At 61.9% G+C, this 24,063-nt stretch carries 24 protein-coding genes and 1 pseudogene; 14 read left to right on the top strand and 11 right to left on the bottom strand.

What is annotated here, in order from left to right; translation table 11 throughout:
- Positions 1–7: 7 nt before the first annotated feature.
- Positions 8–2,521 carry a DNA gyrase subunit A gene (gene gyrA, locus B4383_RS06440; RefSeq protein ID WP_078289979.1) on the bottom strand — a complete coding sequence of 838 codons (2,514 nt, stop codon included), beginning with the start codon at positions 2,519–2,521 and terminating at the stop codon, positions 8–10.
- Positions 2,522–2,675: 154 nt separating this feature from the next.
- Here gyrA and B4383_RS06435 point away from each other — a divergent pair, with 154 nt between their 5' ends.
- Complete coding sequence (locus tag B4383_RS06435) at positions 2,676–3,641, top strand: class I SAM-dependent methyltransferase (RefSeq protein ID WP_078289647.1); 966 nt, start codon at positions 2,676–2,678, stop codon at positions 3,639–3,641.
- Positions 3,642–3,648: 7 nt separating this feature from the next.
- On the opposite strand, the gene B4383_RS06430 is transcribed toward B4383_RS06435, so the two are convergent.
- On the bottom strand, positions 3,649–4,221 hold the full coding sequence (locus B4383_RS06430) for a YdeI/OmpD-associated family protein (protein WP_078289650.1): 573 nt from the start codon (positions 4,219–4,221) through the stop codon (positions 3,649–3,651).
- Between the two features lie 210 nt (positions 4,222–4,431).
- Between B4383_RS06430 and B4383_RS06425 the strand changes: the two genes are divergently transcribed.
- The 13 genes and pseudogenes from B4383_RS06425 (at position 4,432) to B4383_RS06375 (ending at position 13,528) form a co-directional block, all read left to right on the top strand.
- A complete protein-coding gene (locus tag B4383_RS06425) occupies positions 4,432–5,268 on the top strand; it encodes an arylamine N-acetyltransferase (RefSeq protein WP_078289652.1) in 837 nt (278 codons plus the stop codon).
- Between the two features lie 9 nt (positions 5,269–5,277).
- On the top strand, positions 5,278–5,631 hold the full coding sequence (locus B4383_RS26595; RefSeq protein ID WP_176126465.1) for a hypothetical protein: 354 nt from the start codon (positions 5,278–5,280) through the stop codon (positions 5,629–5,631).
- Positions 5,540–5,890: pseudogene (locus B4383_RS27375) on the top strand (isoprenylcysteine carboxylmethyltransferase family protein); the annotation flags it as partial. The gene B4383_RS26595 and the pseudogene B4383_RS27375, both read left to right, overlap by 92 nt.
- 146 nt (positions 5,891–6,036) lie before the next feature.
- Positions 6,037–6,318 (top strand): hypothetical protein, encoded by a 282-nt coding sequence (locus tag B4383_RS27040; RefSeq protein WP_286143983.1) that lies wholly within the window; start codon positions 6,037–6,039, stop codon positions 6,316–6,318.
- 15 nt (positions 6,319–6,333) lie between these two features.
- Entirely contained in the window at positions 6,334–7,779 is a 1,446-nt protein-coding gene (locus B4383_RS06415; RefSeq protein WP_176138494.1) for a hypothetical protein, read from the top strand.
- A gap of 15 nt (positions 7,780–7,794) precedes the next feature.
- Positions 7,795–8,112: a hypothetical protein gene (locus B4383_RS06410; RefSeq protein WP_176138493.1), complete on the top strand. Its 318-nt coding sequence runs from the start codon at positions 7,795–7,797 to the stop codon at positions 8,110–8,112.
- Positions 8,109–8,987: a hypothetical protein gene (locus tag B4383_RS06405; protein ID WP_078289661.1), complete on the top strand. Its 879-nt coding sequence runs from the start codon at positions 8,109–8,111 to the stop codon at positions 8,985–8,987. Before B4383_RS06410 ends, B4383_RS06405 begins: the two co-directional genes overlap by 4 nt.
- Positions 8,988–9,003: 16 nt before the next feature.
- Positions 9,004–9,783 carry a hypothetical protein gene (locus tag B4383_RS06400; RefSeq protein ID WP_139361083.1) on the top strand — a complete coding sequence of 260 codons (780 nt, stop codon included), beginning with the start codon at positions 9,004–9,006 and terminating at the stop codon, positions 9,781–9,783.
- A gap of 94 nt (positions 9,784–9,877) precedes the next feature.
- Entirely contained in the window at positions 9,878–10,762 is an 885-nt protein-coding gene (locus B4383_RS06395) for a lipoprotein LpqH (protein WP_217698272.1), read from the top strand.
- 76 nt (positions 10,763–10,838) lie between these two features.
- The gene (locus B4383_RS06390; protein ID WP_078289674.1) at positions 10,839–11,147 is read left to right on the top strand and encodes a type VII secretion target; all 309 of its coding nucleotides are present in this window, start codon (positions 10,839–10,841) and stop codon (positions 11,145–11,147) included.
- Between the two features lie 162 nt (positions 11,148–11,309).
- Positions 11,310–11,729, top strand: coding sequence for a hypothetical protein (locus B4383_RS06385; RefSeq protein ID WP_078289980.1), 420 nt, complete (start codon positions 11,310–11,312; stop codon positions 11,727–11,729).
- Positions 11,726–12,313, top strand: a complete 588-nt coding sequence (locus B4383_RS06380; RefSeq protein WP_286143979.1) for a DUF3558 domain-containing protein — start codon at positions 11,726–11,728, stop codon at positions 12,311–12,313. The genes B4383_RS06385 and B4383_RS06380 overlap by 4 nt, the downstream gene beginning before the upstream one ends.
- A 12-nt stretch (positions 12,314–12,325) precedes the next feature.
- Positions 12,326–13,528, top strand: a complete 1,203-nt coding sequence (locus B4383_RS06375) for a hypothetical protein (protein ID WP_078289677.1) — start codon at positions 12,326–12,328, stop codon at positions 13,526–13,528.
- Positions 13,529–13,577: 49 nt separating this feature from the next.
- On the opposite strand, the gene B4383_RS06370 is transcribed toward B4383_RS06375, so the two are convergent.
- The 9 genes from B4383_RS06370 to dnaA form a co-directional block, all read right to left on the bottom strand.
- Positions 13,578–14,171, bottom strand: a complete 594-nt coding sequence (locus B4383_RS06370; protein WP_078289679.1) for a DUF3558 family protein — start codon at positions 14,169–14,171, stop codon at positions 13,578–13,580.
- Position 14,172: 1 nt separating this feature from the next.
- The gene (locus B4383_RS06365; protein WP_078289982.1) at positions 14,173–14,412 is read right to left on the bottom strand and encodes a hypothetical protein; all 240 of its coding nucleotides are present in this window, start codon (positions 14,410–14,412) and stop codon (positions 14,173–14,175) included.
- Between the two features lie 2 nt (positions 14,413–14,414).
- Entirely contained in the window at positions 14,415–15,626 is a 1,212-nt protein-coding gene (locus B4383_RS06360; RefSeq protein ID WP_078289681.1) for a hypothetical protein, read from the bottom strand.
- 132 nt (positions 15,627–15,758) lie between these two features.
- Positions 15,759–17,786 (bottom strand): DNA topoisomerase (ATP-hydrolyzing) subunit B, encoded by a 2,028-nt coding sequence (gene gyrB / locus B4383_RS06355; RefSeq protein ID WP_078289684.1) that lies wholly within the window; start codon positions 17,784–17,786, stop codon positions 15,759–15,761.
- Between the two features lie 213 nt (positions 17,787–17,999).
- A complete protein-coding gene (locus tag B4383_RS06350; protein WP_078289686.1) occupies positions 18,000–18,551 on the bottom strand; it encodes a DUF721 family protein in 552 nt (183 codons plus the stop codon).
- Positions 18,544–19,692 carry a DNA replication/repair protein RecF gene (gene recF, locus B4383_RS06345; RefSeq protein WP_078289688.1) on the bottom strand — a complete coding sequence of 383 codons (1,149 nt, stop codon included), beginning with the start codon at positions 19,690–19,692 and terminating at the stop codon, positions 18,544–18,546. Before recF ends, B4383_RS06350 begins: the two co-directional genes overlap by 8 nt.
- A gap of 18 nt (positions 19,693–19,710) precedes the next feature.
- On the bottom strand, positions 19,711–20,634 hold the full coding sequence (gene gnd, locus B4383_RS06340) for a phosphogluconate dehydrogenase (NAD(+)-dependent, decarboxylating) (RefSeq protein ID WP_286143996.1): 924 nt from the start codon (positions 20,632–20,634) through the stop codon (positions 19,711–19,713).
- 19 nt (positions 20,635–20,653) lie between these two features.
- Positions 20,654–21,853 carry a DNA polymerase III subunit beta gene (gene dnaN / locus B4383_RS06335; protein ID WP_078289693.1) on the bottom strand — a complete coding sequence of 400 codons (1,200 nt, stop codon included), beginning with the start codon at positions 21,851–21,853 and terminating at the stop codon, positions 20,654–20,656.
- Positions 21,854–22,544: 691 nt separating this feature from the next.
- On the bottom strand, positions 22,545–24,020 hold the full coding sequence (dnaA, locus tag B4383_RS06330) for a chromosomal replication initiator protein DnaA (protein WP_078289696.1): 1,476 nt from the start codon (positions 24,018–24,020) through the stop codon (positions 22,545–22,547).
- Positions 24,021–24,063: the final 43 nt, after the last annotated feature.

Genomic DNA, 24,063 nt, shown 5'->3' with positions numbered 1-24,063 from the left:
CAGCTCCTTACTCACTTGCGCCGGCGATGTCGTCGTCGGAGTCGGCATCACCCTCATCGGCATTATGCGCGATTGCCAATAGGGTGTCGCCCTCGCCGAGGTTCATCAACCGCACGCCCTTGGTCTGACGACCGGCCTTACGCACCGACTTCGCCGTCGTGCGGATGACGCCGCCGCCCGAGGTGATGGCGTACAGCTCGGCGTCCTCATCCACGACCAGCGCACCCACGAGGCTGCCTCGGCGCGGGTCGTACTGAACCGTCAGCACGCCCTTGCCGCCGCGTCCCTGCACCGGGTACTCCTCGATCGCTGTGCGCTTGGAGTAGCCGCCGGCGGTCGCCACGAGCAGGTAGGTGCCCTCTCTGACGACGTTCAGCGACAGCAGGTCGTCCTCGCCGTTGAAGCGCATGCCCTGCACCCCCGAGGTGGCGCGGCCCATGGGCCGAAGCGCGTCGTCGGTAGCGCTGAAGCGGATGGACTGGCCGTGTGCCGAGACCAACAGCAGGTCCTCCTCGGAGGAGCACAGCACCGCGCCCACGAGTTCGTCGCCGTCACGCAGGTTGACGGCCACCAGGCCACCGCTGCGATTGGAATCGAAATCGGTGAGCTTGGACTTCTTCACCAGGCCGTTCTTGGTCGCAAGCACGAGGTACGGCGCGTCCTCGTAGCTCTTGATCTGGATGACCTGCGCGATGCGCTCCTCTGGCTGGAAGGCCAGCAGGTTGGCGACGTGCTGACCGCGCGCGGTGCGGGCGGCCTCGGGCAGGTCGTAGGCCTTGGCGCGGTAAACGCGGCCCTTGGTGGTGAAAAACAGGATCCAGTCATGCGTCGAGCACACGAAGAAGTGCTTGACGATGTCGTCCTGCTTCAGGCCCGCCCCCTGCACGCCCTTACCACCACGCTTCTGGCTGCGGTACAGGTCCGTCTTGGTGCGCTTGGCGTACCCGGTCTCGGTAATGGTGACGACGACGTCCTCGCGTGCGATGAGGTCCTCGTCGGCGACATCGCCGTCCGCGGCGATGATCCGGGTGCGACGGTCGTCGCCATAGCGCTCGACGAGTTCGCTCAGTTCGTCACGAACGATGGCGCGCTGACGTTCCGGCTTGGCCAGAATGTCCTCCAGGTCGGCAATCTCGGCTTCGATCTTGGCGAGGTCCTCGACAATCCGCTGCCGCTCCAGGGCCGCCAGACGGCGCAGCTGCATGTCGAGAATGGCCTGTGCCTGGATCTCGTCGACATCCAGCAGCTCGATCAGGCCCTGTCGGGCAATGTCGACCGTCTGTGAAGCACGAATCAATGCGATCACTTCATCAAGCGCGTCAAGGGCTTTCACCAAACCGCGCAAGATGTGCGCACGCTCGTTTGCCTTACGCAACCGGTAGCGCGTACGCCGGATCACGACGTCCAACTGATGATTGACATAGTGCCGGATCAGTTGATCCAGACGCAGCGTGCGCGGCACACCGTCGACGATCGACAGCATGTTGGCGCCGAAGCTGGTCTGCAGCTGGGAGTGCTTGTAGAGGTTGTTCAGCACCACCTTGGCGACGGCATCGCGCTTGAGCACCACCACAATTCGCAAGCCGACACGGTCGGAGCTCTGGTCTTCGATGGCCGAGATACCGGCAATCTTTCCGTCGCGCACCTGCTCGGCGATCGAGGTGATGAAGTTGTCGTGGTTGACCTGGTACGGCAACTCGGTGATCACCAAAGACGTTCTGCCCTTGGAATCTTCCTCGATCTCGGCCACACCGCGCATGCGGATGGAACCACGTCCGGTGGTGTACGCGTCGTGAATCCCTTGGGTGCCAACGATCAATCCGGATGTCGGAAAATCGGGACCGGTGATCCTTTCGCAGACCGCCTTGAGGGTGGTCTCTTCGTCGGCCTCGTGGTTGTCCAGCGCCCAGTAGACCGCCTCGGCCAACTCGCGCAGGTTGTGCGGTGGCATATTCGTGGCCATACCGACGGCGATACCGCCCGAGCCGTTGGCCAGCAGGTTCGGGAACCGGCTGGGCAGCACGGTTGGCTCCAGGACACGGCCGTCATAGTTGGGGCTGAAATCGACTGTCTCCTCGTCGATTTCACGCAGCATCTCCATGGCCAGCGGGGTGAGCCGGGCCTCGGTGTAACGCATGGCGGCCGCAGGGTCATTACCCGGCGAACCGAAGTTGCCCTGCCCGTCCACCAGCGGATAGCGCAGCGACCAGGGCTGGGCCATGCGGACCAAGGTGTCGTAAATAGAGGAGTCGCCGTGTGGGTGATAGTTACCCATGGTCTCGGCGACCGAACGCGCCGACTTGGCGTGGCTACGGTCGGGCCGGAACCCGGAGTCGTACATCGCGTAGAGGACGCGACGGTGCACGGGCTTGAGGCCGTCTCGCACCTCGGGCAGAGCGCGGCCCACGATCACGCTCATGGCGTAATCGATGTAGCTGCGCTGCATCTCCTGCTGGATATCTACCGGTTCAATGCGGTCGACGGCGTCATCACCGCCAGGGGGCAGCGTTGTGTCGGTCATGTGCTCCTCGTTCATGCTGCGCCCGGAGAAGGCCGGGCAACCCCACCAGCCTAGTCACTGCGCCCGACGGTTTCTCGGACGCAGTCCCGTGCGTCGTTCTCAGCGGCTTTAGATGCCGATATCCCAAGTATCCGGTACTGTTTGTTACGCAGGCATGGGCCGCAACGAGGCGGCCAGAACCGAATGGGAGCTGCCAGCCATGACCACTCTGACTTCCGATTTCACCGAGGAATCAACCGGCGAACGGCTACGCCGATGGGCCGATGAATGGCGGCGCATGGCAACCGTCGCCGTATCGAACACCGACGGTCCCAAGACCGGAATGGTCTACGACATCGTCGGCCCGCAGAACTTGTTCGGCGAGGAATCGCTCTTCATCAACTTTGGCTATTGGCGCGATCACCCGACAACACTCGACGAGGCCAGTCGCGATCTCGCGCGCCTGGTTGCCTCCAGTGCCGGGTTCACCTCCTCAGACGTGGTGGTCGATTGCGGTTGCGGGTATGGCGATCAGGACATTTTGTGGGCCAACGAGTTCAAGGTGAAGAAGATCACCGGGGTCAACATCGCCGAAGAGCAGATCGCCATCTCGACCAGGCGCGTCGCCGAGGCAGGTCTGTCCAAGACGGTCTCCTACGTCAAGGCCTCGGCCACCGATCTGCCGTTCCCGAACGAGTCCTGCACCAAAGTGGTCGCGCTGGAGTCGGCCTTTCACTTCCCCTCGCGCATCGATTTCTTCCGCGAGGCGCTGCGCGTGCTCAAACCCGGGGGCCGATTAGTGACCGCCGATATCGTTCCGCGGCGCACCGCCCTCACCGCGCTGGCACGCAATCAGGTGGCGCGGAAGGGCTGGCAAGGCGCTCCCGCGAGTGCCGTGCCCTGGGCCGTCGACGTGCAGGGATACCGAAATCTACTGCTGGACATGGGCTTTGCGCGCGCCGAGACGTGGTCGATTGCCGACGACGTCTATCCGCCGCTGTCCAAGTTCCTGGCCAAGCGGCTGCGCCAGCCGGATATGAAGCATGTCAACCCGTTGTTGCGGGCACAGTTCAACTCGGTGGGGATGCGGCTCTTCTCGCTGCATTCGGACTACATCGTCTCCGTTGCGCACAAGGCCTGAGGGCGCGCTAGGTCAACGTCTTTCCATCGGCCAGTAGCTCGACGTATTGGACGAGCCGCCGGGTGCGCGTCTCCGGCTTCTTGATGGTGGCGAGCCGGAACAGGAACGGCCAGCGAGCCGTTTTGGTCAGCGAGTCGAAGAATCTCTGCGCGTCGGGTTCAGCCCGCAGTGCCCGGGCGAAATCGTCGGGAACCTCGATGGTGGCTTGCGAGCTGTAGGCGGCGTCCCAGCGTCCGTCTGCCTTGGCGGCGTCCACTTCTCGTACGCCGGCCGGTCTGACGCGGCCTTCCTTGGTGAGACGTTCGATGTGGCCGACGTTGATCTTCGACCAGGTGCTGCGGGCACGACGCGGGGTGAACATGCGCAAGGTGTACGTCTCATCCAGCGATTTGGCTTGTCCGTCGATCCACCCGAAGCAGAGCGCTACTTCCAGGGCTTCTTTGTGGTTCACGCTGGGAATCCCGCTGGCCTTCTTGGCCATCTTGATCCACACGCCCGGGGAGCCCTCGTGGTTCTCTTCCAGCCAGGCTTCCCAGTCTTGTTGGGAGGCAAAGTAGATGGTGGGGCGCTCGACGGCCATGGGGTCACTCTACGAGTGAGGAGTGACAGCGGACCTTCCGCAACCGGGCGGTTCCGCACGGCAACATGACAAACCCTCGCCCATCTGCGCCCTCACGAGCAACGAATTGCACTCACATTGGTGTCGCTACCAGCACCGTTCCACCCTTCTGCCAGATATGGTCCGCAGCGCTACAGCGATACCCAGGCCTGCTAGTACGTTGTCCACACCATGTGGAACGGAGACGAGCTCGAGCTCGACGAATACCTGGCCTTCATAGGCTTCGACGGCGCCCGGTCGCCGTCCTTGGACACCCTGTGCCACCTCCAGCGCGGCCATGTCCTGAACATCAAGTGGGAGAACCTGGATGCGGTGCTGCACAAGCACGTCGCGTTGGATATCCCGACCGTCCAAGCGAAGTTGTTGCGCAGCCCCCGCGGCGGATACTGCTACGAGCACGTCGCGCTTTTTGCCGCCGTCCTCGAGCGCCTCGGTTTCGACTTCTTTGGCATTCAGGGCCGGGTACAGATGGGCGCCAACACTATTCGGCCGTCGACACACGGCATGCTCGTGGTCCAACTTGATGGACAACGATGGCTTTGTGATGTCGGGTTCGGTACCAGTCCTCTTGCGCCTATACGTCTCGTCGACGAGGACGTCATCACCGATGGGTCGTGGACGTACCAGCTGCGCCGCGGCGAAGTCACACCCGGTGCCGATGGCTGGACGCTGTCGGAGGCCGCCGGGGACGGGACGCAGCCTGGGTGGATGAGCCGGCATACCTTCGTGCTCGAACCTCAGTACCCGATCGACTATCGCGCGGCGAGCTACTTTGTCGCGTCGAGTCCTCATTCACCCTTCAGCACAAGAGTTTTCGTACAACGCATAGCGCCCGAACATGCGTACATCCTGGACCACCGGGAGCTGCATGCCGTTCGGCCCGGCATCGGCAGAGACACTCGGCACCTGACCCCGGGCGAGGTACTGGTCGCTCTCCAGGAAGTCTTCGGCATCGAATTGGACGCCGATAATTCGTCACTGCTGTTGGAGAGGTTGTCCGCGCAGTAGCGTCGACCTATGACTCAGGCCATTCCGTCGAAAAGACGGCTACTGGTCAAGCTGCTCACCGCCAACATCGTCTCGACCATTGCGTTGGGCGGGTTGATGCTGTTGGCCGCCGGGACGTGGACCCGGCCTCAGTTATGGACCCTGATCATCGAGATGACCGTTCTCAACATCGGCGTGCACCTGTGGCTGCTGAATGACAACCCTGCTCTGCTGGCGGAGCAGGGTTGGTTCACCGCGTCTGCCAGACCAAACGACCTGGGACAAGGTCTTCATGGTGTTTGCGATCGTGGGCATGCCGATCTGGTTCGCGGTGCCCGGGTTGGACCATCGGTGGGGTTGGTCGGATGTTCCCCCGTGGGTTGAGGTGATGGGCGCCGTACTCGTAGCCGTCTCGTTGTTGTCGATGATCTTCGTGTTCCGCGCCAACAGCTTTGCAGCGCCCATCGTGAAGGTGCAGTCAGAACGCGGACACTCGATCGCCGACACCGGCCCCTATGCGTATGTGCGGCATCCGATGTACGCGGGGGCCATACCGTTTCTCATCGGCATGCCGCTGCTACTGGGATCCTGGTACGGGCTGATCGGATCGGCGGTAACCATCGTCGCGCTGGGGTTTCGAGCTGTGGGGGAGGAGCGACCGCGCAACCGACATCCTGCACGGCGCTGCTCCACACCCGCAAATTCGATGGAACCGAATCTGGCATACCGGCGTCTCAAGTACTTAGAGGTGGAATCTGGGCACTTCCAAGCTGTGAGAGGACACGGGACATGGGGTACGCAGACCGGCTGTACGCCTTGCAACTGGAGTTTGGGCGAGGCTCCAAGAACCAAAAACTCAAGACCGCCCAGCGCTTCCAAGAGATACACGCGGAGCAGGCGCGGCAGGCACGAGAACGCGCCACGTGGCAAGCCGGGAACGCGCACGAGCCAGCATCTGCGCAAGAGCCCCCCGTCGCGACGAAAGATGCGCCCATCAGGCAGCCGGCCACTCCCGGTTGGGACGACGAGGACAGCTTCTGGGAGTTCCGCGGCAACCGGTTGAAATTTTAGGTTTGGGGGTTTGTGGTGGTGGTTTATGACTCGGGTCGGCAGGTGCTCGATGACGGTGCCAAGATCCGCGATTTTTGTGGGTACTGGGACATTTTGAAGACTCACCAGGGCGAGTTGAGTCAGGCCGGGGTGGACCTATCGAGTCTGCCGATGGACCGTAGTGCCGCCGATTTTGAGGCCGCCTACTACAAGGAAGCCGACATCAATTTGAAGGCGATCCGCGAATCCGGGGACCACCTTCAGGACGCGGTCACCGGCGGCACTCAACAGGTCGAGTTGATCGGTGAAACCGAACGCCTCTCGCAGTATGTGAAAGGACATGCCGCCGATGCGGCATGGGAGAAATACAAGACCAACACCGAACAGCTGCAGGCCAATCTTCAAAAACTCAAAGACGCCCAGCAGGCCGTCCAGGGCGTCGATGACAACCTGTATTTCGGGCTCAACAAGAAACAAGACGAATACACCGCAGCGATCACGTTAATGATCGAGGGCACGATTCAAAACAACCCCGCAGACTTCACAAGCCGGTTGAGCACCGGCGCCGCCGCGATCAGCGCCAACAACACCGGAGTCGAAGGCTCAGAAAAACATCTATACGCCTGGCACGGCAGCCCCGGCGTCAATTGGCCTGCGCGACAAGTCAAAGACGACCTACGCACCAGCGTCATCAGCGCCTTCGCCACCGCCATCGCCGCATTCAACGACGCCAACACCAGCATGGACCAATTCGTCACCGACAACTACACCATCCTGCGCCAAGCACTCAACACCGGCGAAAACGGACCCGAAGACGGTCGTCCGCTCACTGCCGAAGAGCAAGACCAGGTGGGCCAGTGGTCGCAGTATTCGCTTGACGGTGTCGGTGGTGGCGACTGCTCCCGATGGGCACTGGCGAGCGCCCTGGCCAACAAGTATGGAACGCGAGAAGGTCCCAACGGCAAGGAGATCAACCTGCCCGCCGATGTGCAGAACAAGCTGATGGACGGTATGCCGCTACATTTCCCGCCCAATCGGGCAGAGATCGATCAGATCACCCGATGGCAGGGGGTCCAAATCTACGATCCCAACTCGGAGCGAGACGGCTACCCCGGCGGGCCCGGTCTGATGACCCAGCAGCTGCAAAGCCTAGGTATCGACTCCGCCGTCAACAACGCCGCAAGCAGCTCGCCGGAAGCGGTCTCGGAACTGACGAACCAGCTGACAGCCGACTTGCAAGCCGGACGCCAAGTGATCGTCAACGGCTCGGTATCCCCGGGCGGCGGGCATTTCCTGTCGATCTCCCGCGTGACGTTCGATGAGAACGGCCAACCGCAGTACTGGGTCAACGACTCCAACCGGACCTCGGCGGGCACCCGCAACAACGGCACGCTGCCGTATCCATGCGACCGCGCCACCTTGGAGAGATTCCTCCGGAACAGAACCGCCGCCCCGCCCGGATACAGCACGGTTCCGTTCTAGGTTTGGGGGTTTGTGGTGGTGGTTTATGACTCGGGTCGGCAGGTGCTCGATGACGGTGCCAAGATCCGCGATTTTTGTGGGTACTGGGACATTTTGAAGACTCACCAGGGCGAGTTGAGTCAGGCCGGGGTGGACCTATCGAGTCTGCCGATGGACCGTAGTGCCGCCGATTTTGAGGCCGCCTACTACAAGGAAGCCGACATCAATTTGAAGGCGATCCGCGAATCCGGGGACCACCTTCAGGACGCGGTCACCGGCGGCACTCAACAGGTCGAGTTGATCGGTGAAACCGAACGATTCAAAACAACCCCGCAGACTTCACAAGCCGGTTGAGCACCGGCGCCGCCGCGATCAGCGCCAACAACACCGGAGTCGAAGGCTCAGAAAAACATCTATACGCCTGGCACGGCAGCCCCGGCGTCAATTGGCCTGCGCGACAAGTCAAAGACGACCTACGCACCAGCGTCATCAGCGCCTTCGCCACCGCCATCGCCGCATTCAACGACGCCAACACCAGCATGGACCAATTCGTCACCGACAACTACACCATCCTGCGCCAAGCACTCAACACCGGCGAAAACGGACCCGAAGACAGCTCTTTCAAAAAGGTGACGCTGGAGCAGTTGAACACGGTCTTCGATCAGGGGAATTTTGCGAGCCTGCCCCCAGAGCAGCAACAGCGAATCCTCGACCAGCTCAACGCGATGATGGAGCACGCGGGTATCAACACCCCGCAACGGCAGGCCGCGTTCCTCGCCACATGCGCCATCGAGTCTGGGGAGCTGACCATGTGGTACGAGGGCGCCTATCCTGGCGGGCCCGACGCCGACTGGTTCAACGCGCACTACGGCCCACAAACCGAGAAGGGGCAAGAGCTCGGGAACACCGAGCCGGGCGACGGCGCCCGTTTTATGGGCAGAGGCCCGATCCAGGTCACCGGCCGGAGCAACTACCAGCACTTCACTGACTGGTACAACCAGAGCTATCAGCCAAGCCCCCCAATGGACTTCACACAAACCCCGGAACTCCTTCAACAGCCCGAATATGGGTTCGCTGCGGCTGAGTGGTACTGGACTGCACACGGGGTCAACGCCGCTGCCGACAGCGGAGGGATCGACGCGGTGACCGATATCGTCAACTACTACGACGGCAACCGGGACAAGAAACGCGATGTCTACCAGAGGGCGCTATCCGCGCTCGGCGGTTAACAGGAGGAACAACGACATGGTGAAGACGAACGCCCGGAGACTGCGCCCTCTGGTTGCGCTTCTGCTCGCACTGGCGGCCTGCTCCTCCGGCAGTCCCGTACAAAGTCCAGCGAGCGCCGCACCACCGGCAGACTTTTGCACCAGTGTGGGCGGGACATGGGATGGCTCCAAAGAAAGCTGCTCACTGACCGGTACGAACTCGAAGAACATCGTCGCGAAAGTTCAAGCCACATATCCCGCCAACCTGCTGGAAGACCCGACAACGGGACCCGTACTCCAGCAGTTCCTAAGCGATTTCTTCAAGAAATTCGGCCATCCGAGTGACAATCTCACGCAAAACAGCGAGGCCAGCATGACCTACAAGACGTACAACCACGCTCCGAACATGCTGTCCGTCGTCTTCACCGAAGAATGGTTCGTTACTGGGACGCCTCACCCCAACGACGCTGTCGTCACGTTCACCTTTGACCAGGCGAGTAGGAGAGCGCTCACGCTCGGGGATCTGTTCTGCCCGGGCATCGACCCGCTGGTGGCACTTCCCCCGCTCGTCCGCCCTTACGTGGAACGGACTGTCGCCCTGGATAAGAATCCCTCATTCACCATCAGCCAATTCGAACCCCAGCCCGGCCACCGCGGCTACAGCGACGACTACAAAGCCTGGTACCTGGACGGCGACGATCTCGTCCTCGTCATGCCGGCCGAGCGCTCGGGCCCTGTGCACGCCGGCGCGTGGCAGCCTCATACGCCGCTCTCCGCGCTCGGAGCCATCCGAAGGGGGAGTGGCTGCGCAGCGTGAACCAGTGCTAGTCAGATACCGAATTACGCACGCAGACAATTCTATTGAGGGGTTGATGATGTTACGGACCACGAGATTTCGCACCGACCGTGCCGTGCGAAGGGGGACTCTCCTCGCGGTGCTCATGACGCTGCCCGTTGCCGGCTGTGGCCCGAGGCCGCCAGCCGAAGCGCCCGCCCCGATGTCGGCGGTGGCGACCACATCAACTATCCCGGCCCCGCTGCCGCCAAACTTTCCCCGGAGCCCGGCCACAATCGAAGCCACCTTCGACGGAAAGCCGGTGACGTTCAAGGACCCCGTCTGTTTCGGGTTCAGTGACGAAACCACTATCGGATTTAGTACTGCGCCGCAGGGGAATTCCTTGAGCCTGCGGCTGGATACCGCGACCTCCGCCGTGAACGATATTCACATCGGCCGGCCTGAAGGCGCCTACCTGTGGAAGACGTGGTCGCATCTGCCATCCCCGCCGACCGTGGCGGTGCAAGGCGCGACGTACAGCGTTTCCGGTGTGGTGTTCTTGAATCTGGACCCGGGTGAACCTCAACCGATTCCGTTCACCGTGACCGCGACATGCCCCGCCTATTCCCATCCGCGGCAGCCCTCGACACCACCCGGCCCTCCCGCACGCGACCCGAAGGGGCCTCGCGTAGAGGCGACGGTCGACGGCAGGGTCCTGACCGACGGCAACGATGCCGCCTACTGCAGCCGAGAATCCGACGGCTCCTTGAAAATTGAAGTGAAACCAGCTTTGAGGAAGCCCGGCAACAGCCTCACGTTTGAGGTAAAGGACGACGCGGTACTTCACGGATATGTGGGCGGGGCCCTGTTCAATTACACGACCCGTGTGCCCGCCAATGCTTCGGTGGCCAAAGACGGCGACGCCCTTCGCATCAAGGCAAACCTGTATCGGATCTATCAAAACAGGGCGTACGACGAGCCCCATCCCGTCGAAGTTACCGCCACCTGCCCCGGGCTGTGACCGGTTCACATTGATGGAACCGATGTGGGTCGGCCCGCGTCCGAGTAGGTAGTCGAAGCTAAGGAGGGCTGCGCTCATGACGTACATCGACTCCGATGGTGTTGAACAGCTGGCCGGTGTGTGGGGTCGTGCCGCCGAGGGCCTGCGTGCTCAGGGGGACAAGATTCGATCGTGCGAGCTGCACGCCGAGACCTTTGGCTCCCACTACGCCGATCAGATGGCCGATATCGGGCCAGCGGTCGAGCGGCTCGCGGGACTCATGACTCACGGCGGTGCACGGTGCGACGACTATCGCGACAAGCTCCGAATGACTAGTACCGCGTTCACTAGCACCGACGACCGGACCGCATCCGGGCTCGGTGGCGACCCATCACGCCAGAGCTAAGACACCGCCTCAAAACAAGGTCTGTCCTGGGGTCTTCCTTCGGACACCCAGCGAATACAGCTACCCGCGTTGTCGTGCGAAATTTGTCGCGGCAAAATGGAACCGAAGCTGGGGTGGCTACGTCTACCCCTATATGAGCGTTTTCTGGGCGGAGGGCTAGCGATGGGGTCGCAGACGACTGACGTGGGCAAGAATCCCGGCCTCCAGGACATCCTCAAGCAGGCCAAGAGCGACCGCTCGAGCGGCGTACTGCATATGGAGGCCGACGCGGGTAAGACCATGGCGAAGCTCGTGCTCGCTGCCCGCGATGAGATCGACGCCGCGATAGACCAAGCCAACAGTTTTGGTGAGGCTAGCGGCTTCGGGGAGGCCGACGGCCTAGCGTCAGGCACCCAGGCTGTCCAGCACTACCAACATCAAGTGGCGGGTCTGAAAACCAAGCTCAAAGCTCAGCGCGACATCTACACCCAGCAGATCGACCACTTCGTCGTAATGGGTGAGGTCTACTCGCGCGTCGATGAACTTTCAGCCGAGAACATCTCCGAGAAGCTCGGCAGCGTCCAGATCACGGTGACCTCGTGAATCCTGCCCCTCTGCTCGGCCTGCTGCTTGCGCTGAGCTTAACCGCATGCACGACCGAGACTGCCGGACAAGCACGCAGTGCCGACTCGTCGGCAGCGCAGACAGCTGAGGCAACTACGGCTGTCACTCCAAGCACTTCAGCGATCCCGCACCGACCTCCGACCAGTAAGAACAACGGGACAACTTTCGACCCATGCGTGGCCTACGGTCCCGACGACCTTCGAAAAGTCGGTCTTGATCCAGCATCGATCAAAGAGGCTGAGTCGACTCTCCTACGCGGATGCAAGTGGTACGGATCTGGATGGCGTGTTCAGATCCAAGTACTCAACGGCTCGATCGACCGCTTCCTGGACCCGAAACTATTTCCGGGCTCACAGCCGATCACGATTGAGGGACTGAGCGGGGCAACCCACCGCGACGAACTTGGGAACATGCGCAACTGTGCCGTCGAAATTCCGTCGCAGCAAGCCACCGTCTCAACCATCATCGAGGTCTCGGATGCTCCTGCCCTCGATCAGATCCCCGATGCCTGCACCAAGGCCGTCGAGGTCGCAACCTTAACCGCGAAAAAGCTTCCGAAATAACCGAGGAACACCATGGCAAATGACAATTGGTACGGAAAATCTTTCGAGACGATACAGAAGCAGCTTTCGGCGCTTGCGAACAACAACGCCCAGGAGCTGCTCACCGACTGGTACAACGTCTCTGTAACGGTCCATGCGTCCCTCGAGGCGCTCAAGAAGGCGCACGACAAGTTGGACGACGAGAAGTTCTGGACGGGTTCGGGACCCAAGGCCGCGCAAGCTTCACTACGTCAAACGTTGGCAGATCAGATAACCGACGACGGACTTCAGAACAAAACCTACAAAATGAGCGCGGCGCTCGCGAACGATGGCGGCACCCTCAATGCGTCTTCTGGTGTGCCCGGGCGCCATAAGCTGCCGGAGAATGCCACCAAGGCGCAGCGCGAGGACGCCACCTTCCAGCTGGCCCAGGATGCAGCCAGCACCTACAGCGCTCCGATGGACGTAACCCGTCCCAAGATTGACGACTCCGCCTCAGACTCCCCGGGCGGGAGCTCCATTCAGCAGCCGGGCGGCGGTAGCGGTGGCGGTGGCAATTCTGGCGGCGGATCCGGTAACAATCTGCAGTCTCCGGGCGGCGGCACCGACGGCCTAGCCGACAAGAACACCAAGCCCCAGCTCGCCAATGGCGAAGGACAAGGTGGCCAAGGACAGGGTGCCGGTTCAGGCTCCGGCAGCGGTTCTGGCGGTGGCCAGGGCGCTGGCTCCGGCTCAGGCGCTGGCGGAAGCTCACCGTTTGGTTCCGGAACCGGCACGGGCACAGGTGGTTCCGGGCTTCCACTGGGAGCGACCACTGCGGCTGGTTACGGCTCCTCCGGTTCTGCGGGCGGGACAGGACTCGCCTCGGGGACCGCCGGTGGACCAAGTGCGTTGCGACCCGGTGCGGGCATTCCCGGCGGAGCCACGAGCGGCGCGGGCAGCAACCCGGCCGCCGTGGGCGCGGCTGGAGTACGTGGCGGCGCCATGGGTCCCATGGGCATGATGGGCGGAGCTGGCGCACACGGCAAGGGCGGTGGCCACAGCGAGGATGACGACCATGAGACCCCGGCGATTCTGATCAACCTCGACAACACCTACGAGTTCATGGGAGACCTACCCAAGGCCTCACCGGCCGTCATCGGCGACTGGAGCGAGCAAGAGAAGGCCGACAAGCAGGCTCAAGAGCGCGAGAAGCGGCGGTACAAGAAGCTGGGCTGGGATGTCGAATTCGATTGAGCAAGTACGACTTTGGGTGACTGAGCCAGTCACCCAAAGTCGCTAGCCGCTACTTGACCCAACCCAGCTTTTTGCTGGCCTCCGCGATTACCGGCGCGGAGAAGTCGCACCACGTCTGTCCGGCGGGCAGAGCGGCCGCAGCGACGGCCGCCGCACTTGGCTCGAATACAAACTTGGCGATGTTGTCTTCAGGATTCACCAAACCGACACCGCATTCGTCAGGCTCGTCCTTCATAACGTAGATCTGTGCACCCTCGGACTCGAGGATCCTGACGTGAATCGCCCGGTAGTTGGACGCCCCGTCCGAATTCTTGAAGAGCGAGACGCTGAGCACCTCGCCACCGCTGGCTTCCTCGTACGAACACCGCTGTATGCCGTCTACCGTGTCCATGACTTCCGCCTTGATCGGCGCGGCACCCTGTGGTGCTAGCCGCTCTGGGTCAACAAGGCTGCATGGATCCGTGGCGGGCGTAAATGGTTGAAAACCAGATGCTTTCGCCTCAGAGGGCGGCGCCGACGATGTCGCTTGAGAACTCGGCGATCCTGGCGCGGACGCGGGTGTGGTCTCCGTCTTCTGCGATCCGCATCCAACGCCGAGAATTCCTAATGCCACGGCCACTACTGCCCATGCTCTCGTGTTCATATCACTTCCACTTATTCTTGCCGAGCGGATCATTGAAGGCATAGAAGTCATCCTCCTCAAGTTCCGTTGGGGTAGGGATGGTCTGGGGTTCGGGAGGAGCCTGCTTTCGCTCGGTGAAGACCGGGTCGATCGGGGTATCGATGAACCGCTCGGCCTCTAATCGAACCGCTTCCATCTCCGCAACGCCCTCGGTGACCTTAAGTACCAAGGCCCGTAGGTCCGGATCAACTGGAATGTCAATCATCAGTTGCCATCATCCCATGGCGTGCTGCCTGCGCTCACAGGAAGTCCTCCGTCAGGGGCCCTCTTGTAGTCATCCACCGAAAGGACCGCTGCGGGTAGATCCTTGGCGAGCTGTTTACCTGCATCGCTTTCGATTCCGGCCTTGTCCAGTGCACCGTCCAGCGCCTTACTCAGGGCATCCGAGCCCTTCTCCTTCAAATATCCCGCTGGATCTTTGAAGAACTCGATGACGGACTTCACCAGGTCAACGGCCTTCTGAACCTGATCGACCAGCTTCGTCGCCTCATTCCAGACCTGGACCAGAATCTCGCCCAGCCGTTCAATCTGCCAGGCGGTACCCGCGATTGGAATCTTCTTCGCCAGAACCTTCAGCTTGTCCTTCCAGCTGTCGATCTGGACTTCCTCTTCCAGCTTCTTAACGACTAGCTCTGCAATGGACTTGACCAGTTTCTTGATCTGCTCCACTAGTACATCCAGGCAATCCTTGATGACCTTCGTCAGCGGAGCCTCTGCCTCCAGGGCCTTACTCAGATCCTTGGAATATTTGTCAAACGCCTGCGCCGCCTTGCCATCCCAATGTGAGCCCGACTGCGTGGTCATTGTCTCCAATGACTTACCGGCGCCCTCCAGGCCCTTGCCGGCCTTCTCGTAGACGTTGCCGATCCGCGTCAACTCGGCCCAGTTGCCCACAACCTTTTTAAATGTGTCGTTGATGGGGCTCCATCCGGAGACCTTCTCGATTTGTTCATCCGCGTCGGCAACCCACCCAATCGAGTCCTTGATGAGTCCGCGCACATCGGCTTCTTCTTCCTTCGGAGCCGCCAGGTCCGGCAGGTCGCCCGTCCCGAGGTGAGCAGCCGACGTCGTGGCATCACCCTGTCGCCACGAGTCATGCGCGGTCAGCCCAGACGCCGCCGCCCGGATCTTCTCGCCCCTCTTGCTTTCTTGTTCCTTGTAGACGTTGGCCAGCGAGATCAGCTCATTGCCCGTCATGTACGTCGCGATCTGGCGTTTGTCGTATCGCTTAGACGTCTCCGCCTTGGTGCTCTCGAAGGGATCCTTCAGGTTGGACATGAGGCCCTCCCACCCGTTCTTCGGTCCTCCATCCGAATCGACGAGCCCCTGCACCTTGCCGATATACGCCGCTAGGTCTTGGACTCCCCCGCCGAAACCTGCCAGCTTCTCGGTGTCGACGCTGAACTTTTCACCCATGTAGATATCCCTCCAGCTGCTTTCGTACTCGTACGTACGACGGCACGGGGCGAGATTCGGTTCCACTGACCGACGAGAAAATTCCGGACCAAATTGAATCCGCAACTATCTCGCCGGTTCGGCTGGCGACCACTACACGTCGAGGAAGCGCACGTCCCTGGCGTTTCGGGTGATGAAGCTGCGGCGCGCCTCGACGTCCTCGCCCATCAAAATCGAGAACAGCTCGTCGGCCGCGGCGGCGTCATCGAGGGTCACCTGACGCAGCACACGCACGGACGGATCCATGGTGGTCTCCCACAGTTCCTTGGCGTCCATCTCGCCCAGACCCTTGTACCGCTGGATGCCGTCGTCCTTGTTAATTTTCTTGCCGGCCTTCAGACCAGCTTCCATCAGCCCATCGCGCTCGCGATCTGAGTACGCGAACTCGGGCTGAGAGCGCTGCCACTTGAGCTTGTACAGCGGCGGCTGCGCCAGGAAAATGTGGCCATGCTCGACCAGCGGGCGCATAAATCGGAACAGCAGCGTCAGCAGCAGAGTCGAAATATGTTGGCCGTCAACGTCGGCGTCGGCCATCAGCACGATCTTGTGATACCGCAGCTTGGCGAGATCGAACTCGTCGTGAATACCGGTGCCGAGCGCCGTGATAATCGCCTGGACTTCCGTGTTCTTCAAAACCCGGTCGATACGGGCCTTTTCGACGTTGATGATCTTGCCGCGCAGCGGCAGAATCGCCTGGAACATCGAGTCGCGGCCGCTCTTGGCCGAACCACCGGCCGAGTCGCCCTCCACCACATACAGTTCGGACTTCGATGGATCGGTGGAGCGGCAGTCGGCCAGCTTGCCGGGCAGCCCGCCGATGTCGGTGGCGCTCTTGCGGCGGACCAGCTCGCGTGCCTTGCGCGCCGCGATACGCGCCTGCGCCGACGAAACTGCCTTATTGACAACAGTTTTCGCGTCCGCGGGGTTCGAGTCGAACCAGTGCTGCAGCTGCTCGTTGCAGACCTTCTGCACAAACGACTTGACCTCGGTGTTACCCAGCTTGGTCTTGGTCTGGCCCTCGAACTGTGGCTCGCCCACCTTCACCGAGATGACCGCCGCCAGGCCCTCGCGAATGTCGTCGCCGGTGAGGTTGGTGTCCTTCTCCTTGAGGAGCTTCTTCTCCTTGGCGTACTTGTTGACCACCGTCGTGAGTGCCGCCCGGAATCCTTCCTCGTGCGTACCGCCCTCGTGGGTGTTGATGGTGTTGGCGAAGGTGTGCACCGACTCCGAGTAACCGGCGTTCCACTGCATCGCGATCTCCACCTCATGGCCTTCGCCCTTGCCAGAGAAGTCGACGATCGTGGAGTGGATGGCCGATTTGGTGCGGTTGATGTGCTTGACGAAGTCAACCAGGCCATCGGGGTAGTGGAAGACACGGTTCTTAACCTTATGCGGCGCAGCAGATTCCGCAGCCTGCTCTTCAGCTGTCTTGGGTGCCTCAGCGGTATCGCTGACCACTTCATCCGTCACATCCGCGTTGCTCACTCGCTCATCGGAGAGCTTGATGGTCAGGCCCTTGTTGAGGAAGGCCTGCTCTTGCAGACGCCTGGCGACCGTCTCAAAGTCGTAGGTCGTGGTCTCGAAGATGTTCGGATCCGCCCAAAATCGGACCGTAGTGCCCGTCTTCTTCGTCGGGGCGCCCTCCTCCAACGTTCCCGGCACCGACGCGGTGTACACCTGCCGCCACTCGTGCCCATCCCGCAGGATCTCCAACTCGACCTTTGTCGAGAGCGCGTTCACCACCGATATACCCACGCCGTGCAGACCGCCCGACACCGCGTAGGAGTCCGAGTCGAACTTGCCGCCGGCGTGCAGCTGCGTCATAACGACATCAACGGTCGGGATTCCGGAGGCATGCATGGCCACCGGAATACCGCGGCCATCGTCCTTGACCTGGATACCGCCGTCCTCAAGCATCGTCACCTCGACGGTGGAGGCGTACCCGGCCATCGCCTCGTCGACGGAGTTATCGACAACTTCCCAGATCAGATGATGCAGACCGCGCTCACCGGTGGACCCGATGTACATGCCCGGGCGTTTCCGGACCGCCTCGAGCCCCTCTAGGATGGTGATCGAGTCGGCACTGTATTCGCTCTTGGCACTCTTCTTCGGCGCAGCCACGATCGACTTTGTCTCCTGTCTGGAAGTAACGACTCTCGCGGGCCATAGACCCAGCGATCCGTGTTAAGACCATCCTACTGGTCTGTACCGACGGCACCTAGTTTCAGGGCATGTTTCATCCCCTCTATTTACGCCGTCCGTCGCATATCTCGGATTAACCCGTGTCAGGACGCTCTAGACGCCGGTTCCATCGCGCGACGCGGCGATGAGCCCTCAGCCGTAGGTGTCGCGCGGACCGCGTCCGGCAATATGACGGGGGCCCTTGCGCCAGGACGGCGCGGTCGGTCCGGAGATCTTCAAACTGGTCACCACACCGTCTCCGACGGCCGCCGCAATCTTCGCCAGCAGCTGTGCCTGCACCAGCCTCAGCTGTGTCGCCCACGCCGTCGACTCCGCAGCCACCGTCAGCACACCCTCGTTCAAGGCAGTCGGTGTCGCGTGTGCGGCGATCTGCTCACCGACGACGGCATCCCACCGTCCGAACACGGCGCCCTCGGACACCCGCGAGGACCACCCGCGCCGGTTCGCCAAATCTCCTGCGGCCCTTCCTAACAGCTGTGGGTCTCGGGCATCCGGACCAGGGCCCGACCAGGTGCGTCGCCCTCCAGCCACCTTGCGACGCTGCTGCGGAGATCTACCTCCTCTGCCGACATCTTTACCCTGCTGCTTAGCCGCGCCGCGCGCTTCTTCGAGCACCCGGCGCACCAAATCCATCCCGGTCACCCCGGCCAAATGCTCCGGCGGCCAGGCTTCTTCCTCACTCATACGCCACCGACTTTCGTCCCGAGGAATCTTCCTGCACATCGACGGTAACGGTGCGTGCCGACAATTCCTCGGGAACATCGTCCGGGACCGCCGCCGTCACCAAAACCTGCTCCGCATCGGCGGCGACGGTGGCCAAGGATCGACGCCTGGCGCCGTCCAGTTCCGCGAACACATCATCGAGCATCAGAAGCGGATCGGTCCCGTCGGAGCGGAGCAGGTCAAAGGCCGCCAACCGCAATGCCAACGCGAACGACCACGATTCCCCGTGGCTGGCGAATCCCTTGGCCGGTCCGTCCCCCAGCCGCAATTCCAGGTCGTCTCGGTGCGGTCCCACCAGGCAGACGCCCCGCTCGATCTCCGCCGACCGTTTAGCCACCAACCCCGCGTGCAAGGCGTCCGCGAGATGCTGCACCGACAGCTCCCCCTCGACGCCCGCCACGCTGCTGCGGTACGCGATGTCCGCGGGCCGTGACGCCGGCGCCAGCAGTAGATAGGACTTCTCCACCAGCGGCCGTAGCTCACCCACCAATTCGATACGAGCAGAAAGTAATTCGGCGCCATGAGCCACGAGGTGCCCGTCCCACACGTCCAGTGTGTCCAGCACGCTTTGATCGTTGCGTTGCCGCAGCGCTGCCCCAGCCGTCTTGAGCAACGCGGTGCGCTGCCTAAGCACCTTGTCGTAGTCGGCACGCACACCGGCCATTCGGGGCCGGCGCTGAATCAACAGATCATCAAGGAAGCGCCTCCGGTCGGAGGGGTCGCCGCGCACCAGGGACAGGTCTTCGGGTGCGAACAGCACCGCGTGCAGGATCCCGACGATCTCCCGGGGACTACGGACTGGGGATCGGTTGATCCGGGCCTTGTTGGCCCGACCCGCGGCGATTTCCAGGTCGACAGCCAGCTCTCGACCCTCGTTCACGACGATGGTCGACACGACCGCCCGCTCGGCACCAGTGCGGACCAGGGGTCCATCGGTAGCTACCCGATGAGACCCCAGAGTGGATGAATACCACAGGGCCTCAACGAGATTCGTCTTGCCATAGCCGTTGGGTCCCACGAACACCGTGCGCCCTGGCTCGAGCTCCAGGTCGACTCGCTCCCACGACCGGAAATCCCGCAATCCCAGCTGTCGTACGTACACCTAGTCCACGCGCCTGCCTTAGCCGGAGAGACCGACGCGCTTCACCGCGTGGCCGCCGAACTGGTTGCGCAGTGCCGAAACCGCCTTCATCGCAGGCGAATCTTCTTGCCGCGAGGCGAATCGAGCGAACAAGGACGCCGCGATAACCGGAACCGGAACCCGGTGGTTGATGGCCTCTTCCACGGTCCAGCGGCCCTCACCGGAATCCTCGGTGTATCCCGAGATCGCGTCGAAGCCGGGGTCTTCCTTCAACGCCTTGGCCAACAAATCCAGCAACCAGGATCGCACCACGGTTCCCTTGGTCCAGGCTTGCAGCACGGCCTGCACATCGGTGATCAAAGGCTCGGCAGCCAGCAGCTCGTATCCCTCGGCGTAGGCATGCATGAGCCCATACTCAATGCCGTTGTGGATCATCTTCGCGTAATGGCCCGCACCCACCGGCCCGGCATGCACGAAGCCGTCCGCGCGGTCGCCCTCCGGCCGCAACGTATCGAAGATCGGCATCGCGCGCGCGACGTCCGCGTCACTGCCACCGACCATCAATCCGTAGCCATTGTCCTTACCCCACACACCGCCGGAGACTCCCGCGTCGATGTATCCAATTCCCTTGGTAGCCAACAAATCTGCGTTGGACTTATCTTCGGTGAACCGTGAGTTACCGCCGTCGATCACGAGGTCACCTTCGGACAACTCGTCAGCAAGCTCGGCAATCGTCTGCTGGGTGACCGGCCCGGACGGCACCATCACCCACACGACACGTGGCGCCTCGAGTGCCTCCGCCAACGCTTTGAGCGACGGCACGTCGGTGACCTCCGGGCGGGGGTCGTACCCGATGACCTCATGCTCGCCAGCCCGCAGCCGATCGCGCATGTTGAAACCCATCTTGCCGAGCCCAACCAAACCTAGCTGCATGACCCATAACCTCCGATGACCAGTACGTATACCGTTTGGGGCGCAAGCCCTAGCCGGGCAGGCGCACCGGCATCAATAGATACACATAGTCAGTTTGCGCTGCCGTGAACGGCCCGGTGCCTTCTGGGGAGCTTTGATCGTCTTCCGCAGGACGCAGCACCGCCGGCCGGCTGGGCGTGGTGAAACCGAAGGTCACCCGGCTCGAGTGCAGCGACCCCAGCCCGTCCGTCAGGTAGGTCGGGTTGAAGGCAATGGTCAGCGGTTCACCAACGAACTCAACGTCCAGCTCTTCCTCTGCGCGACCCACATCGTCAGCGCCTGCCGACAGACGCAGCAGCCCCGGCTCAAATTCCAACCGGATCTGCGCTCCACGATCAGCAACCAGCGCAACACGTTTGATGGCTTCAACCAACTCTGCGATGGCTATCGTCGCCAAGGCGGTGTGCTCGGTCGGCAGCAACTGCCGGAACTTGGGGAATTCGGCATCAAGAAGGCGGGTAGTGCTGCGCTTGCCGTTGCTGACAATTCCGAGCAGGCCCTCGGATCCGATGGCCGAACCCGCGCCCAGCGCAAGCTGCACATCTGACCCGCTCGATGCCGACTTTGCCGCTTCCGACAACGTTTTGGCCGGTACCAGCACGGCGGCGTTGATCTCACCTGCGCCCGAGGTCCACTTCAGCTCGCGAACCGCCAATCGGAATCGGTCGGTTGCCGCCAAAACCACTGTGTCGCCATTGATTTCAACACGAATACCGGTAAGCATCGGAAGGGTGTCGTCCTTGCCGGCTGCTACCGCAACCTGACCGATCGCCTCCGAGAACACGTCAGCACCCAGTGCACCGGTCTCCTCCGGCAGCGAAGGCAGTGCCGGGTAATCCTCGACCGGCATGCTCGGCAGCGAGAACTTCGCGCTTCCGCAGCTGATCAGCAGCCGCGTGCCCTCCAGGGCCACATCGACCGGCTTGTTGGGCAGTGATCGCGTGATATCCGAGAGCAGTCGGCCCGATACGAGTGCGCTACCGGAAGCTGCGACCTCGGCCGGCACCTGCACCTGCGAGGAAACCTCGTAATCGAAGCCCGACAACCTCAAACCGGCGTCATGCGCGGTCAGCAGCACGCCCGCCAACACCGGAACCGTCGGCCGAGAGGGCAGACTCCGCGCGACCCACGCCACCGAATCGGCGAAGTCATCACGCGCGACCCTGAACTTCAGGCTGGTGTCTGCGGCAGTGGGGCTCGCAAGATCCATGAATACCCTTCGCTTCCTCATTGTCCAGGTCGGACTGTCTCCACACAAAAATCCCTGATAGCCATCGTGGCACGTCCGGGTGACAGTGTTGACAGCGCATCGGCGGCCATCCGGTATTGACCGGGGCACCGGGCACAAGTCCTGTCACTCGCAGTGGGAAGCCGACAGGCCACGCGGCTTCCGAAGCACAACCGTAGATGCTTTCGACGCATCGGGAAAGCGGATCGGTCTCTCGAAAGGTCCCTTTCGTCCACCGCTCGGTTACCGGCTCGACTAACCATGTTGACGTGTCCATCCACACAGCTGCTTTTAAAGAGGAAGATTAGATAGAGATTTAAGCAGTATTAGTAGGTGCTGTGGAATCTGTGGACAGACAAGTGTTGTCGCACGACAGGGGCTCAGCGGGGGTGTCAGGGGATTGTGGATTCAGACGTGGTTCGCGGCCGCCGGGTGTGGACCAGATGTCATTCGTTCAGCAACTCCCAACCGATCCCAGGTTTGCCCCACAGGAGTCCACAGTTCTGTGCACAACCTCCACTGGTGTGGATGTGACGTGTGAGCCACACGAGGTGACAAAAAATCGTCGAGAAAAATGTTGAAAAGTCTTGAAATACGTGCGTGTTGAGGGCCGGAATCGGTGCTGTGCGACAAAAAAACCCGGCCGCGCGGGCCGGGTGGGGGAGCAACGAGGTCAGTGTCGGGAGCGCTGACGGATCCGCGCGGTGAGCTCCTTGACGTGATCGAAAACCTCACGCCGCTGAGCCATTTCGCCACGTACCTTTTTGTCGGCGTACATGACGGTGGTGTGGTCGCGCCCGAACGTCTGGCCGATCTTGGGCAGTGACAGGTCGGTGAGCTCGCGACACAGGTACATAGCGATCTGGCGTGCCTGAGCCAGCGCGCGCGTCTTACCGGGCCCACGAAGTTCTTCGAGGGTGGTATCGAAGTACTCGGCCGTGACGGCCATGATCGTGGCCGCGCTGATCTGGATGGCGTTGGAGTCCGGGATGAGGTCGCGCAGCACGATCTCGGCCAACGACAACTCGATGGGGGACTTGTTCAGTGATGCGAACGCGGTCACCCGGATCAGCGCGCCTTCAAGCTCACGGATATTGCGCTCAATCCGGCTCGCGATGAGCTCGAGCACGTCGTCGGGGACGTCGAGCCGATCCATTTGCGCCTTCTTACGCAGGATCGCGATCCGAGTTTCCAGTTCAGGGGGCTGGACATCGGTGATGAGACCCCATTCGAAGCGGGTGCGCAGCCGGTCCTCGAGGGTGGCCAGGCCCTTCGGCGGCCGGTCTGAGGAGATCACAATCTGCTTGTTGGCGTTGTGCAAGGTGTTGAAGGTGTGGAAGAACTCTTCCTGGATACCTTCCTTGCCCTCGATGAACTGGATGTCGTCGACCAGGAGAACATCGATGTCGCGGTAGCTGCGTTTGAACGCGACCCGGCGGTCATCGCGCAAAGAGTTGATGAAGTCGTTGGTGAACTCTTCGGTGGATACGTACTTGACACGCATACCGGGGAACAGGCGCTGGGCGTAGTTCCCCGCGGCATGGAGCAGATGCGTCTTGCCCAACCCGGATTCGCCCCAGATGAACAACGGGTTGTAGGCCCGAGCGGGGGCTTCGGAAACCGCGACGGCCGCTGCGTGGGAGAACCGATTGGACGCGCCAATGACGAAAGATTCGAAGGTGTAGCGCGAATTGAGGCTCGTGTCGGGGGTTTCGGCCTTGTCGGCTCCGCCAGGGCGGTTGATGAAGTACGACGGCCACGATTCGTGTGCGCTAGCAAGCGCCTCGGTGGTCTCGTCAACCTCGTCGAGCTCGAGTTCTGGAGCTGCGCCGGCGACCTCCGGATCTTCGCCAGGAGCCGGCGCCGCGATCCGGACACCCAGTTCGACGTTCTCGCCCAGCCTCCGGGAAAGAGCCTCCACAATGGGTCCGCGCAGGTGCCGTTCGATCTCGTTTTGCACGAAGCTGGACGGCACGGAAAGCAGCGCGAAGCCCTCGGCCATCGTGAGTGGTTTGACCAGAGTGAGCCAGGCGCGCTGCTGCGGAGTCAACGGCGGAAAACTGGACAGATATTGATTGTCGTCACCGTTGAGCTCTGCGACGACGGTATTCCATACCGCCGTGAACTGGGAATTCAGTTCATCAGTCAACGGCGAGCATCTCTCTTACTGGAGGGGACACGTCGACATTAGC

The organism is Mycobacterium sp. D16R24 (assembly GCF_002013385.1).
In the GTDB taxonomy this organism is placed as follows: domain Bacteria; phylum Actinomycetota; class Actinomycetes; order Mycobacteriales; family Mycobacteriaceae; genus Mycobacterium.
Note: the sequence above shows the minus strand (reverse complement) of the source record. Positions and strands in the feature narration are given on the sequence as shown.

Bases quoted from the DNA above. Each gene is read 5' to 3' on its own strand.
- gyrA (WP_078289979.1), bottom strand. From the start codon at position 2,521: ATGACCGACACAACGCTGCCCCCTGGCGGTGATGACGCCGTCGACCGC.
- B4383_RS06435 (WP_078289647.1), top strand. From the start codon at position 2,676: ATGGGCCGCAACGAGGCGGCCAGAACCGAATGGGAGCTGCCAGCCATG.
- B4383_RS06430 (WP_078289650.1), bottom strand. From the start codon at position 4,221: ATGGCCGTCGAGCGCCCCACCATCTACTTTGCCTCCCAACAAGACTGG.
- B4383_RS06425 (WP_078289652.1), top strand. From the start codon at position 4,432: ATGTGGAACGGAGACGAGCTCGAGCTCGACGAATACCTGGCCTTCATA.
- B4383_RS26595 (WP_176126465.1), top strand. From the start codon at position 5,278: ATGACTCAGGCCATTCCGTCGAAAAGACGGCTACTGGTCAAGCTGCTC.
- B4383_RS27040 (WP_286143983.1), top strand. From the start codon at position 6,037: ATGGGGTACGCAGACCGGCTGTACGCCTTGCAACTGGAGTTTGGGCGA.
- B4383_RS06400 (WP_139361083.1), top strand. From the start codon at position 9,004: ATGGTGAAGACGAACGCCCGGAGACTGCGCCCTCTGGTTGCGCTTCTG.
- B4383_RS06390 (WP_078289674.1), top strand. From the start codon at position 10,839: ATGACGTACATCGACTCCGATGGTGTTGAACAGCTGGCCGGTGTGTGG.
- B4383_RS06385 (WP_078289980.1), top strand. From the start codon at position 11,310: ATGGGGTCGCAGACGACTGACGTGGGCAAGAATCCCGGCCTCCAGGAC.
- B4383_RS06375 (WP_078289677.1), top strand. From the start codon at position 12,326: ATGGCAAATGACAATTGGTACGGAAAATCTTTCGAGACGATACAGAAG.
- B4383_RS06370 (WP_078289679.1), bottom strand. From the start codon at position 14,171: ATGAACACGAGAGCATGGGCAGTAGTGGCCGTGGCATTAGGAATTCTC.
- B4383_RS06360 (WP_078289681.1), bottom strand. From the start codon at position 15,626: ATGGGTGAAAAGTTCAGCGTCGACACCGAGAAGCTGGCAGGTTTCGGC.
- B4383_RS06350 (WP_078289686.1), bottom strand. From the start codon at position 18,551: ATGAGTGAGGAAGAAGCCTGGCCGCCGGAGCATTTGGCCGGGGTGACC.
- dnaN (WP_078289693.1), bottom strand. From the start codon at position 21,853: ATGGATCTTGCGAGCCCCACTGCCGCAGACACCAGCCTGAAGTTCAGG.